This window comes from Pseudodesulfovibrio sp. JC047, assembly GCF_010468615.1.
GTDB lineage: Bacteria > Desulfobacterota > Desulfovibrionia > Desulfovibrionales > Desulfovibrionaceae > Pseudodesulfovibrio.
This window is the reverse complement of the sequence record NZ_WUEH01000008.1, coordinates 144,208-160,376: the sequence shown is the minus strand read 5'-3', so window position 1 is coordinate 160,376 and position 16,169 is coordinate 144,208. Positions and strand designations below refer to the sequence as shown.

27 protein-coding genes are annotated in these 16,169 nt (G+C 52.2%); 20 read left to right on the top strand and 7 right to left on the bottom strand.

Features of this window, described 5'->3' with window-relative positions; translation table 11 throughout:
• Positions 1–88 precede the first annotated feature (88 nt).
• From GO013_RS07425 to GO013_RS07410, 4 genes are all read right to left on the bottom strand, one after another.
• The gene (locus GO013_RS07425) at positions 89–427 is read right to left on the bottom strand and encodes a hypothetical protein (protein ID WP_163809718.1); all 339 of its coding nucleotides are present in this window, start codon (positions 425–427) and stop codon (positions 89–91) included.
• 19 nt (positions 428–446) lie between these two features.
• A complete protein-coding gene (locus GO013_RS07420; protein WP_163809716.1) occupies positions 447–659 on the bottom strand; it encodes a hypothetical protein in 213 nt (70 codons plus the stop codon).
• Between the two features lie 116 nt (positions 660–775).
• Complete coding sequence (locus tag GO013_RS07415; RefSeq protein WP_163809714.1) at positions 776–955, bottom strand: hypothetical protein; 180 nt, start codon at positions 953–955, stop codon at positions 776–778.
• Entirely contained in the window at positions 942–1,412 is a 471-nt protein-coding gene (locus GO013_RS07410) for a hypothetical protein (protein WP_163809712.1), read from the bottom strand. The genes GO013_RS07415 and GO013_RS07410 overlap by 14 nt, the downstream gene beginning before the upstream one ends.
• A 154-nt stretch (positions 1,413–1,566) precedes the next feature.
• Here GO013_RS07410 and GO013_RS07405 point away from each other — a divergent pair, with 154 nt between their 5' ends.
• Positions 1,567–2,226: a hypothetical protein gene (locus GO013_RS07405; RefSeq protein WP_163809710.1), complete on the top strand. Its 660-nt coding sequence runs from the start codon at positions 1,567–1,569 to the stop codon at positions 2,224–2,226.
• 133 nt (positions 2,227–2,359) lie between these two features.
• Complete coding sequence (locus GO013_RS07400) at positions 2,360–2,536, top strand: hypothetical protein (protein WP_163809708.1); 177 nt, start codon at positions 2,360–2,362, stop codon at positions 2,534–2,536.
• A 204-nt stretch (positions 2,537–2,740) separates the two neighbouring features.
• Here the strand turns inward: GO013_RS07400 and GO013_RS07395 are convergent, their stop codons facing one another.
• The 3 genes from GO013_RS07395 to GO013_RS07385 form a co-directional block, all read right to left on the bottom strand.
• The gene (locus tag GO013_RS07395; protein WP_163809706.1) at positions 2,741–3,553 is read right to left on the bottom strand and encodes a hypothetical protein; all 813 of its coding nucleotides are present in this window, start codon (positions 3,551–3,553) and stop codon (positions 2,741–2,743) included.
• Positions 3,554–3,564: 11 nt separating this feature from the next.
• Positions 3,565–3,873 carry a hypothetical protein gene (locus GO013_RS07390; protein WP_163809704.1) on the bottom strand — a complete coding sequence of 103 codons (309 nt, stop codon included), beginning with the start codon at positions 3,871–3,873 and terminating at the stop codon, positions 3,565–3,567.
• A 149-nt stretch (positions 3,874–4,022) separates the two neighbouring features.
• Positions 4,023–4,364 carry a hypothetical protein gene (locus tag GO013_RS07385; protein ID WP_163809702.1) on the bottom strand — a complete coding sequence of 114 codons (342 nt, stop codon included), beginning with the start codon at positions 4,362–4,364 and terminating at the stop codon, positions 4,023–4,025.
• 270 nt (positions 4,365–4,634) lie between these two features.
• Between GO013_RS07385 and GO013_RS07380 the strand changes: the two genes are divergently transcribed.
• The 18 genes from GO013_RS07380 to GO013_RS07295 all read left to right on the top strand — a co-directional run bounded on the left by GO013_RS07380 (position 4,635) and on the right by GO013_RS07295 (position 16,168).
• Positions 4,635–5,258 (top strand): hypothetical protein, encoded by a 624-nt coding sequence (locus GO013_RS07380; protein ID WP_163809700.1) that lies wholly within the window; start codon positions 4,635–4,637, stop codon positions 5,256–5,258.
• Entirely contained in the window at positions 5,213–6,010 is a 798-nt protein-coding gene (locus GO013_RS07375; RefSeq protein ID WP_163809698.1) for a hypothetical protein, read from the top strand. The genes GO013_RS07380 and GO013_RS07375 overlap by 46 nt, the downstream gene beginning before the upstream one ends.
• Positions 6,011–6,013: 3 nt before the next feature.
• Positions 6,014–6,451, top strand: a complete 438-nt coding sequence (locus tag GO013_RS07370; protein ID WP_163809696.1) for a hypothetical protein — start codon at positions 6,014–6,016, stop codon at positions 6,449–6,451.
• On the top strand, positions 6,448–6,864 hold the full coding sequence (locus GO013_RS07365) for a DUF5675 family protein (protein ID WP_163809694.1): 417 nt from the start codon (positions 6,448–6,450) through the stop codon (positions 6,862–6,864). Before GO013_RS07370 ends, GO013_RS07365 begins: the two co-directional genes overlap by 4 nt.
• A 2-nt stretch (positions 6,865–6,866) precedes the next feature.
• A complete protein-coding gene (locus GO013_RS07360) occupies positions 6,867–7,067 on the top strand; it encodes a hypothetical protein (RefSeq protein ID WP_163809692.1) in 201 nt (66 codons plus the stop codon).
• Between the two features lie 151 nt (positions 7,068–7,218).
• Positions 7,219–7,872, top strand: coding sequence for a tyrosine-type recombinase/integrase (locus tag GO013_RS07355; RefSeq protein WP_163809690.1), 654 nt, complete (start codon positions 7,219–7,221; stop codon positions 7,870–7,872).
• Positions 7,869–8,135, top strand: coding sequence for a hypothetical protein (locus tag GO013_RS07350; RefSeq protein ID WP_163809689.1), 267 nt, complete (start codon positions 7,869–7,871; stop codon positions 8,133–8,135). Before GO013_RS07355 ends, GO013_RS07350 begins: the two co-directional genes overlap by 4 nt.
• Before the next feature lie 190 nt (positions 8,136–8,325).
• Entirely contained in the window at positions 8,326–8,697 is a 372-nt protein-coding gene (locus GO013_RS07345) for a 3TM-type holin (RefSeq protein ID WP_163809687.1), read from the top strand.
• Positions 8,694–8,909, top strand: coding sequence for a hypothetical protein (locus tag GO013_RS07340; protein ID WP_163809685.1), 216 nt, complete (start codon positions 8,694–8,696; stop codon positions 8,907–8,909). The genes GO013_RS07345 and GO013_RS07340 overlap by 4 nt, the downstream gene beginning before the upstream one ends.
• 2 nt (positions 8,910–8,911) lie before the next feature.
• Complete coding sequence (locus GO013_RS07335) at positions 8,912–9,406, top strand: hypothetical protein (RefSeq protein ID WP_163809683.1); 495 nt, start codon at positions 8,912–8,914, stop codon at positions 9,404–9,406.
• On the top strand, positions 9,384–10,646 hold the full coding sequence (locus tag GO013_RS07330) for a terminase family protein (protein ID WP_343219544.1): 1,263 nt from the start codon (positions 9,384–9,386) through the stop codon (positions 10,644–10,646). Before GO013_RS07335 ends, GO013_RS07330 begins: the two co-directional genes overlap by 23 nt.
• A gap of 1 nt (position 10,647) precedes the next feature.
• Positions 10,648–11,010, top strand: coding sequence for a hypothetical protein (locus tag GO013_RS07325; RefSeq protein ID WP_163809680.1), 363 nt, complete (start codon positions 10,648–10,650; stop codon positions 11,008–11,010).
• Positions 11,011–11,014: 4 nt separating this feature from the next.
• Positions 11,015–11,317, top strand: a complete 303-nt coding sequence (locus GO013_RS07320) for a hypothetical protein (RefSeq protein ID WP_163809678.1) — start codon at positions 11,015–11,017, stop codon at positions 11,315–11,317.
• 1 nt (position 11,318) lies between these two features.
• Complete coding sequence (locus GO013_RS07315) at positions 11,319–12,455, top strand: hypothetical protein (protein WP_163809676.1); 1,137 nt, start codon at positions 11,319–11,321, stop codon at positions 12,453–12,455.
• A 9-nt stretch (positions 12,456–12,464) separates the two neighbouring features.
• Positions 12,465–14,069 carry a portal protein gene (locus tag GO013_RS07310; RefSeq protein ID WP_163809674.1) on the top strand — a complete coding sequence of 535 codons (1,605 nt, stop codon included), beginning with the start codon at positions 12,465–12,467 and terminating at the stop codon, positions 14,067–14,069.
• Entirely contained in the window at positions 14,062–14,337 is a 276-nt protein-coding gene (locus GO013_RS07305) for a hypothetical protein (protein ID WP_163809672.1), read from the top strand. Before GO013_RS07310 ends, GO013_RS07305 begins: the two co-directional genes overlap by 8 nt.
• Positions 14,330–15,187, top strand: a complete 858-nt coding sequence (locus GO013_RS07300; protein WP_163809670.1) for a hypothetical protein — start codon at positions 14,330–14,332, stop codon at positions 15,185–15,187. The genes GO013_RS07305 and GO013_RS07300 overlap by 8 nt, the downstream gene beginning before the upstream one ends.
• Before the next feature lie 147 nt (positions 15,188–15,334).
• A complete protein-coding gene (locus GO013_RS07295; protein WP_163809668.1) occupies positions 15,335–16,168 on the top strand; it encodes a phage capsid protein in 834 nt (277 codons plus the stop codon).
• Position 16,169: the final 1 nt, after the last annotated feature.

Here is a 16,169-nt window from a genome sequence, read left to right as displayed (position 1 = left end):
TGGAATACGATGCTGAGTCTGATTCCCATTCATCATATTGAGAGCCACAGAGCCTTTTGCCATCCATGTTTTGATAGACATTGTGGTACTACCCTCCATTTTGCGTGCGATTGAGAGCCTTCCACGCCATCTTGCCCAGAGATCCGATAATCGGCGATGTAGGGTCGTCGTAGTTGGGGTGCTGGTCTTCCCCGTAAATTGTCGAAAGAACTTTGCGAAGCCGCCTTGCTTCCGCTTCGAGTTCGCCAAGCCTTGAACTGTATTCTTTTCTTGCTGAATGCTCATATTCAAAGGCATCCATCAGTGTATTGAGGGCAACGACTTGCCCTTCAAGACAATCCACAATCTCAGTGGATTTTTTATCTGTCATTTTGTCCTGGTTGGCCTTGAGCCAATCTATGAGCTGCTGTGTCTTTGGTTTTGACATTGCCCACTCTCCTCTCAAACTATGCGGGGTTGTAGAACGGACAGGCGTCCATTTCCTGACACGGGGCCGGTCCACCAGACATCGCAACAAACGATTCTTTTTTTGCCGATCTAAAACCGGCAACGGCTTCGCCTTGTTTCCGATCAATTTTGATGGTGAACTCGCCCCCAAAATTGATTTCGTAGCAGTCCGGTATTTCTTCGATCATTTGGATCAGTTCTTCTTTGGTCATGTCGCAAAACTCCTAGAAATTTGTGACGGGCCGGGCCTAACAGGCTCACAATATTCGCCCTGCCGCACGGTGCGGCCCCGGCCCGTTGGTTCGGGGACCATCCCCGAAATGTGTGGCTAGTCCTTTTCTTCTGCCGCTTCGGAGTACGCCTCGGTTTCCCGGGCGACTGTGCAGGCCGCATCGTTGATGTCGTCCGCGCTGAGTCCATAGTGGACCGTGTGGCGCAGAGCCTCTTTACGGATGGCGTTTTCAAGAGCTGTCTTGCCTTGCTTTCTGAGGACTTCATTTTTCGTCATCGTGTGTCTCCATGCGTGTGTCTTCGCGATAGTTGAGGTCAGCCAGAAGAATCGGATTATCCTTGTAATATATCCAGACTCGCCATTCTCCATGAGAATCACGGAAGGGAGCTGTCTTGGTGTAGCTGGCCGTTGGCTGCGTTTCGTCGTGTGGCCAATAGCTCACAGGGGTGCGGACCGGGATGTCGGGGAGGACGCCGGGCTGCTTTTGCTCGACGTCCAATCCCTTGGACAGGTGGTGGAGGATAAGCCGACCAATCCCTTGCACGGTGAAAAAACTGACGGATTCTCCGGGCCGGGTGTGCCATTTCTCGCCGATCATCACCCGGTACAATCCCGGTTTGCCTCCGTGGTCTTCTTCCCACAATTCTGCGGGATAGAAAGAGGTCTTTTGTGTGCCGCTTTTCCCCTTGAACTTGGGGAGGACGGCGCACGGTTTATGTTTGCACGTTGCCATGATTTCACTCTCCTTTTGGCCCGGGACGAACAGGGATGGACGCCCCGGGCCGTTGGACACATCCTGCATTTCCGGGGGTGGGTGCAGGATGTTGAATAAATATCAGCGAAGGCGTAACGGTTGTTTTTTCAACCGTGCAAAAAGGACTTCACCGATGCGAAAAATAGTGTTGTTGCTGCTCATGCTGTGCTTGTGCGTGGGGTGTGCGAGTCGGGAAGATAAAATTGATCTTTGTTTTGATGATTTAATCTTTCTCGAAAGTGGCATGTTTGAACCCACAAAGCATAATGTAGAGACGTGTCTTGGAAATTGTTATGTGGCACTTAAATCAGACCCGGGAAATTCCGACATTGTAATTACAATGGGAAAAATGCGTTGGGTGTATGGTCTCAAAAATGTTGCATGCAAGGATTTTGCTTTGGCCATGGCGATGGGCAACAGTTCAGCTTTCCTTGAATATTGCAACGCTGACGGGAGTCCTAACGAAAAGCGTATTCAAAAGGATAAGGAAGATGCTTTGCGGGCGGAAAAACTTGCGTCACCAGAATGGAAGAGGGCTGCCTTGTGTATCGAAGATGCTGATAAAATCAAAGCTTCTTCCAGTTCTCTCTGGCTTTGGGGAGCTGAAGAGAATTGTGCTTCAGGAATAAAATCTTTCCCTGACGATTCCCGTGTTGCGACTGCCCAAGGAATCGTTTTGATGAACAATGATAAACCCAAGGAAGCGTGTGAAGCCTTCATGCGGGCCAAAGCCCTTGGAGATTCTTTCGAATTTACCATGTATTGCAATGCTGACGGGAGCCCGAAGGAATAGTTCGTGGAACGTTTTTTCCCTTTGATCTCTCAGTTCAGGCAGCTATCTATTTTCCCCGAATATTTTGAACCAAATCCGCTTGACGAGTTTTTAGATTAAACTCGTTATGTCAAAGAACAAATTGAGGTACACCATGAATCCTGGTGCTGTTATTTATGCAATCGGCTATGCGATCACATTTTTTTACCTCGTTGTGGTGGACTGGCATGAAACCAGCAACTTCCTTTCCTGGCTGTTTTGCGCAGGAGTGGATGTATTTCTTGCCACGATCTGGCCTGTTTACTGGGCCATTCTTCATTGGGTGTTTTAACCCTTTCCATGACGCCGCTATGCGTGCGCTCCAGCCGAGGCCGGATGGGTGAAGGCCGTTCGCGGGCCGAGGCCGCGCAGGTGGCTTTCGTTGACCTGTTGAAAAACAGATTAGGTCTTTTTAACCTAATCGTCAATATAAAATTAGGAAAAAAAGACCTAGGCATAAAGCTCGGTCAATTCGGATTGAAGGGAATGGGAGAGACTACTTGTCTTTCAAGATAAATTTCGGAACCGGTGTGAAGGGGGCGAGGGTTTTGAGGGCGTCTATCATGGTAAGTTTGACTAATTGATTGCCGTTTTCATTTGTTTCAACAACAAGAAGCGTTCCGATCAGGACAGGTATGCTGTATTGCTCAGCCTCTATGCTGGGAAAGATATCTTCAGCTCTTTCAAAAAGAGACTGAATTAAAGGTTCATCAAGTTGTTGAATCGGGGTGAATATGGGGGTTTTTAGGATATTGTTTGCGGATTGAATATCGCCAGCCTTGATTAAGGCGGCAGGATAGAATGCCAGAAAGGGTATTCCAATGTTTTTGTCTATATTGTTGTCTGGGCCAATTTCAGCAAATGCTTTTTGGTATTCCTGGGCACTTTTTCCGTATTTTTTGACGAGGTAAAGTCCGGATCCTTTTGCAAATCTCAGTGTCGTGGCAAAGCTTGATCGTTGTTTATCGCAAAATCCGAAATTGTTTTTTTCTGCCTCATGAATCAGCGTGCCATAATTGTCCGGGATGTTGCCGTTGAAGCAGGAAAGTGCTGCCTCGATGAATATCTTCTCCCTATTCTTAGGGGGTCTTGTATATGGGCAAGGGTAATCCTTTTCGTATTGTCTTCTAATCTCCTTGATCTGGCGACAGGCTTTTTGATCGCCATTCATACAGGCCTTGACTGTTTTGCGAACAAGGGTATCCCATTCCTGTAGGTTTGTTGGGTGCTTTGGAGTGCAGGCAGAGAGGATGCAGAGGAGTAGAGTAATGGCAAGAGTGGGGCGTTTTGTTTGTCCGAGTGACGGCATTTTTTTGTTTCCTATGGAGTGATGGGGGCAGACAGAATGTCCTTTTCATCTTGTCGTGTATTCAATTGGTATTGTTGGTCAACGCGAAAGATGAGGCTTGGTAAGTCTGTGTTCAAGGCTTTTGCAATGTCCCTTGCAAAAGAGAGTGAAACCTTTGGATATATTCCTTTGTCTCCATTACGCATCATTCTCCACCGCGTGGCCGAGGTCGCGCTGTCACCATAAATATGTTTGGCAAATTGTGTGTGATTCATGCCTTGCTCGATTGCCAATTTGATACTGGCGTTGATAAAATATCTTTCGAATTCTATTTTTGGCATGTTTTATTGCAAGGCTATAAGCTTTGTGGTGTTTTTATCGTTAGAGCGATTTTATTGGTCAAAAAAAATCGGCTTGAGCCATGTGTGCCGAGCCGGATCATAGGTGGTTGCGGTTTGGCGGGGACCCGATCGCCCCCCGCGAATAAGTGTCAGGCTACAGATTCCTTTGAAATATCCGTCTGGATTTTTGCGTCTTCAAGATCATCCAAAACAAGACTGAGTACTCTGTCTGGTTGCAGGCCAACGGCTTGGCAAAGCAGATAATAGTCAGCCATGGTTAATTGCCTTTTGCCATGTTTCAGGTTGTTTACCTTTTTTTGACGGTCAGTCACATACGTAAAAGCCAAATCCCCTAATTTTTGATCTGACAATCCGAGTTGCTCTTGTTTTCGCGCAATGCGTTCAACGAGCAAGTTCCCGAGTTTTGTGGCTACTTCATATTGATCTTTTACCATATGAATAATTGAATGTTTTTTTGTTTTTTTGTCCATGGCGTAACTGACCTTGACCAATCAGGTCAAAAAGACCTAATCTAGCGACATGACTGATACGGAAATTTTTGAACGGCTTTTGTTGAAGTTTGGTAACCATTCTCGTGTGGCTGGTAAGTTGGGATACAGGACAGCTCGATCATATCGTCGTATCCGCGAGCGTGGTGTTTTGCCTCCGGTCACTCGGAAACTTGCTTTACATCTTATCCAGCCTGACCGGGCTACGGAGAATTGTACAACACAATCTCGAAAATGAGTGAGGGGAATGACATGTGCAAAAAAACCATTCCCGTGCATCCGCACGAGTGGCAGAGGGATGCAAACGACCTACTTGGTGCCAACCTTGTGGGAGATGTTTGCGGGAAAAAGTCCAAAGGGCAGGCGTATCGGTGGGCCAGGGTGCCGGGCGTGGAAGAAGCGCAGCACGGACCGCTCAAGCATGTGATGATGGTTTGCGACAAGCTGGTGGACGAGGGGAGCCCGGCGGCACGTGACGCGGCAGTGGACGCGGCGCGTATTCTCGTGACGCATCTGGCTGGACAGGGGGTGCCAATTCGCTTGGCGCGTGATGTCCCTGATCTCGTTGATATGAGTGCCAGTCTTGCGTCTCAAGCCCTGTCTCGGGCCGTGTCCGATGTGGTACAGGCCGCCATCGAAAACAAGCCGCCGGCGTTGATTCATGCGCATCTTGAACATGTGGTTCAGCAGGCATTGGCTTTCGGTGTCCGGTATCAGGCGGAATACACCGAATTCGGCAGCGGTCGGGTGCGGTTCAAATGCGGTGGGCCGGTCTGCTCTGCGGATGATGTGGTCGGGCGGGTTGTGGATCGCAAAAAACGGCGCGGGGTGTGGGCGGAATTTCTCCGGACGTTTCGAAAAAAGGTTCGTGGGTAACGCCGGTGCATCGGGGATATTACAAGGCGTGGCGCAAGGTCACAGACTCCATTTCATGGAGCAGGGGACTTGAGTACCGTGGGCTTATCCATTCCATATTGGTCAAGGTGAATCACAAGCCATTGCCGTTTCGGGGTGAGGTTATTCCGAGCGGATCATTTGCCGTTGTCATGACGGATTGGTGCGTCAGCCTTGGGGTGAGTCGACAAAAATTGCACCGGATGTTGAAGGTCTTGACCAACAAGCCTGACCAGTTCATTTCCGTAGAGAATGTGGGCAACCGTTTTTCTCTCATAACTGTCTTGAATTGGGGACTTTATCAGTCCGATGATGAAGCAGGACGGGCAACCAATAAGACAACCGCCGGGCAACCGCCGGGCAACCGCCGGGCAACCACCGGGCAACAGAACAAGAATGATAAGAATAATAAGAAGGCTAAGAAGAAGAACCCCCCTAAATCCCCCCAGGGGGGGAGTGGGTACACGAAGGCCTTTGAAGCGTTTTGGATCGAATACCCGAAAAAAGTTGCCAAGGCGTATGCGTTCAAGTGCTGGAAAAAGATCAAGGGCGTGGACGCGCTGACGATTATCGACGCGCTGAAAGCACAGCTTGAAGCAGATCATTTTCGGGGTAATGACGGGCAGCACTATTTTCCGAATCCCGGCACCTGGCTTAATCAGGGGCGGTGGGAGGATGAAATTGACGGCATCAATGGCGGCGATGACGAACTGCCGCCGGAACTCAGGAGATGACGCATGACTGAATCAGAAATAATCATGCAAAAGTGGAACGAATTTTCGCGGGTATGGACACTCATGTGGCGTGCTTTTGGCCGGGAGACGCCCAAGAAAACGTTCAAGGAAGACGTGTGGGAGCAGTGCCAGTACATCCCGTTTGAAGCATGGGATTACATCTTGGCGCAGGTGCGGGACATGGATGCGCCGCCACGGAATTGGGCGAAGAAGCTCAAGGCCTTGCATTTTCAGTGGAAGGAAACGCAGTGCGGTCCGGCTGATGCGGCCATGCCTCAGCGGTCTGGCGAGGAAGGGCCGGTGTGTCTGAAGTTGCGGGAGCTGATGCGGATCAATCCGGGCATGGACCCCATGGCGCGGATGCGTGAGGCCAATCGGCAGGCGCACAATGAGTCGCGGTTATCGCGAAAAACAACGAATTGCAGTGGAGAAATGGCATGAAGGTCACGATTATTCGATACGACGAGGACCAGGACGGGACGTTTGGTGTGATGCTGGTTGACGGAATGCCGTTTGCCTCGACTCTGGAACCGATGGACAAGGGCAATGCCGTCAATATTTCCTGTATCCCGGCTGGTGAGTACGAATGCGGGATTGTGGACTCCCCTCGGTTTGGCCGGACGTTTGAAGTCAACAATGTTCCCGGGCGGTCGCACATCCTGTTTCATGCCGGGAATGTTGTTGGGGACACGCGTGGGTGTATCCTGCTCGGTGCCCATGAGGGCATATTGCACGGTGACAGGGCTGTGTTGAATTCGGGCAATACGTTTCGTCGGTTTCTGGCCATGTGTTCCGGTTTGACCGGGTTTGATGTGAAAATTCTGGAAGCAGAGCGACTCAAGGAGGCGGCATAGCTATGCGAATTTATACTAAAGTGCAAGATGGGCAACGGCTCAGAGTGGTCAAGGAAATTTTATCTAACGGCAAGGTTTATGTTGTTGCTGATGTGGAATCCGCTTCGTCTGAAACTTTTTTTAAAACCATGGCAAACATTGCTTTTGAGCGGAGGGAAGCGAGCCTTCAAGATGGATTGGTTTCACAATCTGACCCAATTTGAAGCCCGAGGGAATGCCTGTGCCTCTTTGAGGCAGGTGGGGCATGGTTTCGGGAGTGGTTCGGGCGTCTGAAAAAATCCGTTTGGAGCCTGAAAAGAGGGTGCGAGGTTTATCCGCACCGAGGACATTGTAAAAAATGACACAGGAAACAGCATGTTACAGACCAATCCAATGCAGGGTTGCCGCCCATTGAGCGGGGCTGAGGTGATTTCGATAGCCGAGACATTTTGTAGGCAGGAGCGATTCCGGGATATCTGTCTGTTCGTGCTCGGCGTGTCCTGCGGGTTCCGGGTTTCCGAGATGTTGGGCCTGCGGGTGCGGGACGTGTTTCAGGACGGTGAGGTGCTGGATTGGATTATCATCACCGAACCCAAGACCGGGCATGTGCGGCAGGTGGAGCTTGGCGAAGACGACAAGGCGGCCATTGGTGCGCAGGTCAAGGCGTTGCGCCTGGATGGGCTTTACTCGGATGGGACCATGCTTTTCCGGTCCAGGCAGGGGCGGAACAAGGCCATCAGCCGGGTACGGGCGTGGCAGATCATTCGCAGCACGGCGCGGGGCCTGGGCATGGACGGCAAGATTGGGACGCACTCCATGCGCAAGACCTTTGCGAACAACACCTATGAGGCTGTTCTGGCCATGGGCAAGGAAGACGCTTTGCGGGTCACGGCTTCGGCTGGGGGCTGGCGGTCCGTGGATGCCTGCGAGCGGTATCTGTCATTTCGGATCGAGCCGCAGCGCAAGGCCAAGCAGGTCAATACCGGGCAGTTCGGCACGCTGCCGGAGCCGGGGAGGGTGAGGGTGTGAGTGAAGAATATTTGATTAAGGGGCGGGAAAAGATTGCGCGGGTTGTGGGTAAAAAATCGAAAGATGTTCCTGCTCTCGTCAAAGAAGAGGGACTTCCTGCTTATCAGGAATGCTCCAATGGACCGTGGTATGCTCGGCCAGATGATCTGAAAATATGGTCTGTCTGGAAGGCTGACCAGTTCCTTCCTGCAAAATGGGGGGAAATCCGTGCTCAATATCAATACCTTGTTTCCCCTTCAAACAAGGGAAACGAAGCGGTCTGAAAAAGCTGTCAATAGGTAATCTTGGGTCAAAAGTACCCTCTAGGTAGTCCAAAATCGTTCATTCTCGGTTTTGGGCTTTTTCATGGGGTATGCTTTTTGTGCACAGCGTCATTCTCCTTGTACTCCCGGTTCCGCTTGTTTCTTTCCTTGAGCGGGGCCGGTGAGTCAGGGAGGCAAAAAAGGAGTGATGATGGCTTTCGGGATTGACAGCGTTTTGAACATCGGCAGCACGATCATAGACAAGATATGGCCAGATGCCGGGGAGAAGGAACGTGGCAAGCTTCAGCTCATCATGGGCGAGTTGGCCGGACAGATTCAAGTGCTTGTCACTGAAATGTCCGGGAACTGGCTTCAACGGTCATGGCGGCCCATTCTCATGCTGGTGATTGTCGCTATCGTGGCGAATAATTATTTGATTTATCCCTACCTATCGCTTTTCTGGCCAGCAGCTCCGACCCTCTCATTACCGCCTGAGTTGTGGCAACTGATGAAGATTGGTGTCGGTGGATACGTTGTCGGGCGAAGCGTCGAGAAAGGGGTCGATGTCTGGAGGAACAAGTGACTGAGGACATCAAGCAAGCCGTGCGCGAGGCCGTGCGTGAAGAGTTGAAGGCTGCAAACATCATTGATGGGCCAACTCACATCCGTCACCACGAATTCATTGACGAATTGTGTGAGAGTTTTGACACCGTGAAAAAAACCACGCTGCGTGTACTGGTCAATTGCCTAGTGTTGGGGGTGATCGCGGCGGTTCTCTATTACGCAAGACGATGAGTGTGACGGACAAGGGCGGCAGACCGACGGAATACGACAGCGAGAAGCACCCGCGTCAGGCTTTGGTGGCCTGCAAGCGGGGCGGGTTCAGTCAGCGGCAGCTCGCGGAGTTGTTCGACGTTGACGAGAAGACGATTCGGAATTGGCTCGGCAGGTTTCCCGAATTCAAGGACGCGGTTGAGGACGGGAAGAAACTCCACAAGGTTGAAGCTGCATTTTTCAAGCGGGCCGTTGGCATCCGCTACACCGAGACGGTGACCGAGACGCTGATTGGCGTGACCGAGATAGGGGAGCAGTCCTTTGCCCGAGTGGTGAAGGAAAAGAAGACGAAGAAATTTATTCCGCCGGATGTTCGGGCTGGTGAGGTCTGGATGACCAACCGGGACCCCGAGCGGTGGAAAAGCAGGCAGAATATCGAGATGACCGGCGCGAATGGTGGTCCGGTCATTATGCAGATTTCAACCGGAGTTGAACGTGGACCAGGCGAACGTGATTGATACGGGGTTTCGGCCTCGTCCTCTTCAGAGAGAGGTCAACGACCAGCTCAAGCGGTTTTCCGTGTTGATCTGTCATCGGCGTTTCGGAAAGACCGTGAATGCGGTCAATCTTCTGAATGATGGTGCCATGCGCTGTTCGTTGCCTGCTCCTCGATTTGCCTACATCGCTCCGCTTCGGAAGCAAGCCAAGGCCGTTGCCTGGGATTATGCCAAGCAATATGCCGCGCCGGTTCCGGGGGTCGAGTTCAATGAAGGGGATTTGCGCATCGATTATCCGAACGGCGGGCGCGTCTCGCTGTATGGCGGCAATGATCCGGATTCGTTGCGTGGTATTTATTTGGATGGCGTGGTGTTTGACGAAGTGGCGCAGATGCCGCACCGGGTGTGGACCGAGGTCATTCGTCCGGCTTTGTCCGACCGCAAGGGCTGGGCCTTGTTCATCGGGACACCGCAGGGCAAGAACGCACTGTATGAGGTCTGGGACCATGCCAAGCGTGACCCGGATTGGTGCGCCATCATGCTTCGGGCATCGGAAACCGGGATCATTGATCCGAAGGAATTGGCGGCGGTTAAACGGGAAATGGACCCTGACGAGTATGAGCAGGAATTTGAATGTTCCTTCACTGCGGCCATCAAGGGTGCGTACTTCGGTCAACTGATGGCAGATGCTCACAGGGATGGACGGATAACGAATGTGCCGTATGACCCGATCATTCCGGTACATACTGCGTGGGATCTTGGCATGTCCGATTCCACGGCCATTTGGTTCGTACAGGCCAAGCCGGGCGGTTCATTTGCTGTTGTCGATTACTATGAGGCCAGCGGTGAAGGGCTGGATCATTATGTCAAGGTGCTGGATGACAAGCCGTATAAGTACGGCACACACATTGCCCCGCACGATATTCGAGTTCGAGAACTCGGCACGGGCAAGTCGCGGCTGGAAGTGGCCCGGTCACTCGGCATCCGGTTCGACATCGCACCCAATATTCCGATTCAGGACGGCATCAATGGCATTCGTTCCATTTTGCCAAGATGTTGGTTTGACGAAACCCGGTGCGCGGTCGGGATTGATTCCCTGACGCATTATCGGCGGGCGTTCAACGAGCAGATGGGGGCTTTCAGTCCTCGGCCTGTTCATGATTGGACCAGTCATGCCGTGGACGCTTTTCGATATTTTGCGGTGGGATTCAAGGAACGGCGGACCGGCAACAACACGCAAACCAAGTGCGTGGAGGAGTAGCATGATTCAGCGTGTTGCAGAGCAGCCGAAACAATTATGCGGGTTCGAGTACGCACACGAAGAGTATGAGTGGTTGGAATTTCTGACTCCCGGCGGTGAAGTGTATGCCGTGGTTGGATTAGCCTTTCGGGGACCGGACAATGAAGAGGCGTGGATGTACTGGCGGATACTTGATCCCGGTCTGAGTGCGTGGCGGGAATTGAAGAAAAAGGATGCTCCGGCCATTCGGCGATATTGTGCCGAGAAAGGCGCGGCGGTTGTCATTGTGGCCTCGGATGATCCGGGGGATGTCAATTTCATCAAGATGGTTGGGTTCATGGGATTTCAGGTTCGGATGTTTGGTTTTCAACGGCTGGAGGCGTGAGAACATGTGTGGTGGAGCAAGTGATTTTTTTCCGACGGACATGAGTCCGTTTGAAATGTTGGTGTCGGGAGGGGCGGCATTGGCTGGTGTGGCATCCACGGCCATGAGCATGACCGGGAGTGAAGTCAAGGCCCCAAAAGTTTCGGCGGCTCCCGATCGATCAACAGCGGCAACGGCTCAACAGGCCAAGGATCAACGACGGCGGCTTTTGAACAAACAGGGCAAGGATTCGTTGCAGGATACCTTTGCATTGGGTGATACGAGTGCGCCGTCCGTCATGACTCGGACCTTGTTGGGAGGACGTTGATATGTGCGGTTCAAGTAGCACGAGCAAGGGCAAGGGCAAGGGAAAGGGCGCAATATCCAGTTTCGGCGGGTACACTTTCGGGCATGGCGTGGGAAGCACTGCCGATCAGCGGCGGGCCGAGAACAAGGCAGCCATGAGCCAAGGCACCAATGTCAGCAATAGCCCCGGATTCAATGGGAAATCATCCTCACTTGGTGGACCGCAGGCAGGAGAGGTGGTGGTTGCTTCAGTGGAGAAGCCGGGGGTCTTGATGAAACATGCCCCGGTTGGGCCGGGTATGGCTCCGCGCCAGCACACTTCGATCACTCTTGCCGGCATGGAAGATGAGATTGCTGATGGGCAGGTGGTTAACGCACGAGACTATGTGAATGCAGACTATGCTTCTCGAAATATCATGAGTCGGGAGATGTACAATGAAGGTGTGAAGTTGGGGAAGGATATTACAGAAACTGAGAGAATGATGTCCCCATTTGGCCATTTTAAACGAGAGCCTGGAACAAATCCTTTGAGCAGGATGAATTCTTCATTTGTTGCCGATCGTCATATTGGACAACGGGCGTATGACGCTATGCTTGATCGGAAAAGAGTTGTTCCAATGCGAAGGGCTGTTGATCTGTATCGTTCTGGGGTGCCAAAGGGAGCCACCCAAAATCGTGCTGAGATTGCCGCAGAAAATCTTAGTGAGGGTAATTTCCAATATGAAAATGGTAAGTTGGCACCTGATAGGATCGGTATGGGGATGGATGTGCTGAATGGCGTTCGCGGTCTTTTTTCCTTGAATCCTATAGGGTTTGCTAATGTGCTTACCGCATATGACACTTTGGCTGATTACCATTCCTTTTTTGGTACATCCAACAAAACGCCCTCTGCTTCCAATCCTAGTAATCAGCAAATGACAGGTTTGAGAGGCGGCAAGGGGAACGTGGGGTTGATGAAGAATGGTGATTTGAATGAGATGACGGCGGACTTGGTGTGGGATGCCAAAACGCAGACAACGAAATATATCAAAAGGGGAATGGCTCCAAATCAGCCGAAAGAATCGAGGAAGCCGAGGCGAGGCAAGAGTCTTTTGAACAAGACCGGTGCGGATGGGGTGGATTATCGTGCGCCTGTGCTCATGCAAAAGTTGTGGGGGTAGGGGATGCCATTGAGTGACACACGGTTTGACGATCTGCTCCGGCAGTATGAGTCCGGCTGCAAGCGGGTGATTCAGGACAAGATCGACGCGCAGGAAGCGGCGTTATTTTGCAAGCCGCGCAAGGCGAATGTCAATACCGGGCCGAAGTCTCGGGCGCAAAAGAAGAATCTCAGGAAGATCACCAGTTATGCCGAGACCGACATGGATACCTGGGCGTCGGGGACGCAGGGAACCACCATGCCCCGCGATATGTTGTGGTTCAACTTTACCACCGAAAATGAAGAATCGGCCAAGGTCCGGGAGCACCGGGCGTGGTTGCAACATGTGGATCAGGTGGTGCTGTCCGCGCTTATCGGGTCCAACATGGCTGAAGAAATTCACGAGGGATTGCTGGATGCCGGGTATGCCAATCGCTGCACCGTCTTCATGAAGGAAGGCCGGAAGCAGACGCTTTTTTTCGATACACGACCGCCGTTTGAATATGTCTTTTTTGCGGACAGTGATGGCAATGCGGACACGGCCATCGCCAAGGTGACCAAGACGGCCAGAGAATGGGACAGGGAGTTTCAGGGCAAGGCCGGTGCCGTGGTGGCCGAGCATATCAAGGACAAGGAACTGGATACGGATGTGGAATTTCTTCATGCCGTCTTTCCTCGTACCAAGCGGAATCCCAAGGTCCCGGGTGCGCTCAACATGCCCTTTGCCGAAGTCTATGCCGAGATATCCAAGAAGGAAACGGTGTTCGAGGCCGGATTCTCCCGGTTTCCGTTTCTTGCGTTCGGGACTGTGAAACCGGCCAGTGGTCCGGCACAAAAGGCTATTACCGAAATTTTGCAGCTCAATTCCATGGATCGTACTGTCATGCGCGGTGGGGAAAAACGGATTGACCCGCCGGTGATGGCTCAGAATGACGCCGTAACCGGTCCCATTCGCAATGGTGCGTCGTCCGTGACGTTTGCCGATTTCACGAGCGGAGACAAACCGCCGGTTCAGGCCATGCCGGTTGGTGATCCGGGTATTGGTGTTGATCTCATGGCTCGCAAGCAGGCGATCATTGACATGCATTTTTGTCGGGCGGCTTTTGAAATGGAGGAAATCCGATCTGGCGTAACCCTGGGGGAACGTCAGATGCGCAAGCTGGAGAAGGCCACGAACATGGAACCGTTTTTCTCCCGGTTCTTCAATCGGATACCGACCCCCATGTTGCTCAATGCTTTTGATATCTGCATGAGCAAGGGGTTGATTCGTCCGGCTCCGGAGTCCATGGGTGAGGATTCGCTCAAGGTCGTACTGACCGGGCCGCTTGTCCGGGCCATGCGATACGGTGCGGACGTGGAAGCCACTGACCAGATGTATGATCGAGCGGCCTTGATCGTGGAGCGGACCGGGGATCAGTCCGTGTTGGACAATCTGGATAATGATGCAGCCATGCGAATTTATGAAAAACGTTTCAATCCGCCAGCGGAATTGATGGTGGCGGAAAAGGCGCGGCAAGAGGCCCGGGAGAGTCGGGCTGCGCAAGCCGAAGAACAAGCGGCCATGCAAAAGGCGACCATGGGTGCTGACATGGCACAGAAGATGGCGGGAATGCAGGGGGTGGCAGGCAATGCCTAAGATCAATTTGAGATGGTTCAGAGTTTTCAAAGGCTTTTTGAATCATACGGATATTCAGGTGCATTATCGGGGCGTTTTCAAATCACCAATGGGGCAGGAGGTGCTCAGGGATTTGTATAAAACGTGTTGCATGAATTCTCGAAGCTACGTTGCCGGATGCCCTGATGCCACGGCTTTCAACGAAGGCCGAAGGTCTGTGTTTCTCGATATAACCAGAAAAATGGGGATTGACCCCGAAGAACTCGAACAGGAGATGTGTGATGAGTGAAGAGACCGCCCAGGTTCAGGACACCGGTCAGGAAGAAAGTCATTGGACCGCAACCCTTCCCGAAGGCGATGGGTGGACCATTGCCAATACCAACGAAGACGGCACCGAGACAGTGATTCCCATTCGTGAGCATCCCTCGCTTCAAAAATATGAGAATCCGAATGAAGCAATCAAGGCCCTTGTTCATGCTCAGAAACAGCTTGGGAAACAGGCCCATGGGCTGGTCCCTCTTGGCGAGGATGCATCTGATGAGGACAAGGCCGCATTCAAGTCTCAATTGCGTGAGCTGGCGGGAATGCCGGAGTCCTTGGAGGACTATAATTCCGGGTTGAACATGCACGATTTTGGTGAGGATTCCCTCATTCCGAAAATGGCTGAAATCATGTTTGAGACAGGTGCGCCTCCGCAGGGGATGCAGGCTGTTCTCGATCTGGTGGACGAGACACGAACCGCCAACATGGAAGCCAGAAAGGCAGCCTATGATGAAGCGTTTCAGGCGTCCGAAGCCGCTTTGAAAAAAGAATATGGCGTGGACACTCTCGACTGGCATATCGATCGAGGCGAGCGGGTGTTGGACGCGGTGTTTACTGATGACGCGGTGAAGCTCATTCAGGAAAGTGGAGCGGGAATCAATCCGCACATCATCAAGAGCCTGAACAATATTGCTGATGCCTTGCACATCGAGGGTGGAAAGGGACCGGTCGGTGGTCGTGGCGGTGGAGACATGCCGCTGAGCAAGGCGGAGCTGACCAATATGATGAAAGATCCTAAATATGCTGAATCCGATCAACGGGATGAGGCATTTGTCAAAAAAGTCAATGACGGCTTCCGGCTTCTTGCCGGGGAATAAGGTCATCGCCATGCGGCAGGGGCGTTATCCTGCCGCCCGGCCCCGACGGGACCGGAGGCCCGAAAGGATACCCTCCATGGTTTCAGCGAACGGGACACCCGGATTGATCCGAGGCGTTTTGTTGAACACAATCACAGGAGGGACAGTATGTCCGTGAGCATTACCAATGCCTTTGTCGAAAAATGGGAAGCCGGTGCGCATGTGGCGTACCAGCAGAAAGGATCAAAATTGCGCAAGACGGTACGGCGCAAGACCGGTGTATCCGGTCAAAAACTGCATTTCCGCAAAGTCGGACGGGGGCAGGCCGGAAAGAAATCCCGTCATGGAAACGTGCCGCTCATGAATCTGGGACACAGCTCTGTGACCTGCACACTGGAAGACTGGTACGCCGCCGAATACATTGGCCGACTCGACCAGAAAAAAGTGGACGATCTGTCAATCAGTCAGACTGCGTTGGACGCCGGTGGTTACGCCCTTGGTCGCAAGATTGATGAATTGCTCATCGGCAAGATGGACTTGGCCACCAACATCATTGGCAATGGCTCGAAAGGGTTTGAAAAGGGCGTGGCCCTGTCGGTTTTTCAGGCACTCAATGTCAACGATGTTCCTGATGATGGCAACAGATTTGCCGTGCTTGGGCCGCATCAGTGGAATGAATTGCTCAACATCGAGGAGTTCAAGAATTCCGATTATGCGGGTGACAAGTATCCGTGGCTCAAAGGCACTGAGTCTCGTACCTGGTTGGGGATCACCTGGATGTTTCATACAGGGCTGCCTCTGGACGACTCGACTCGCAAGTGCTTTGCCTACCATCAGACCGCGCTCGGTTTGGCCGAAGCGGAAGAGGTCAAGGGGTTCCTGGACTGGGTACCGGACAAGGCCGAGCATCTGGCTGATTCCATGCTGTCTGCCGGGGCCTGTCTTATTGATCCTGAAGGTGTGATCGAGATTCAATGCAATGATGATTCTGTCATCGTATAAT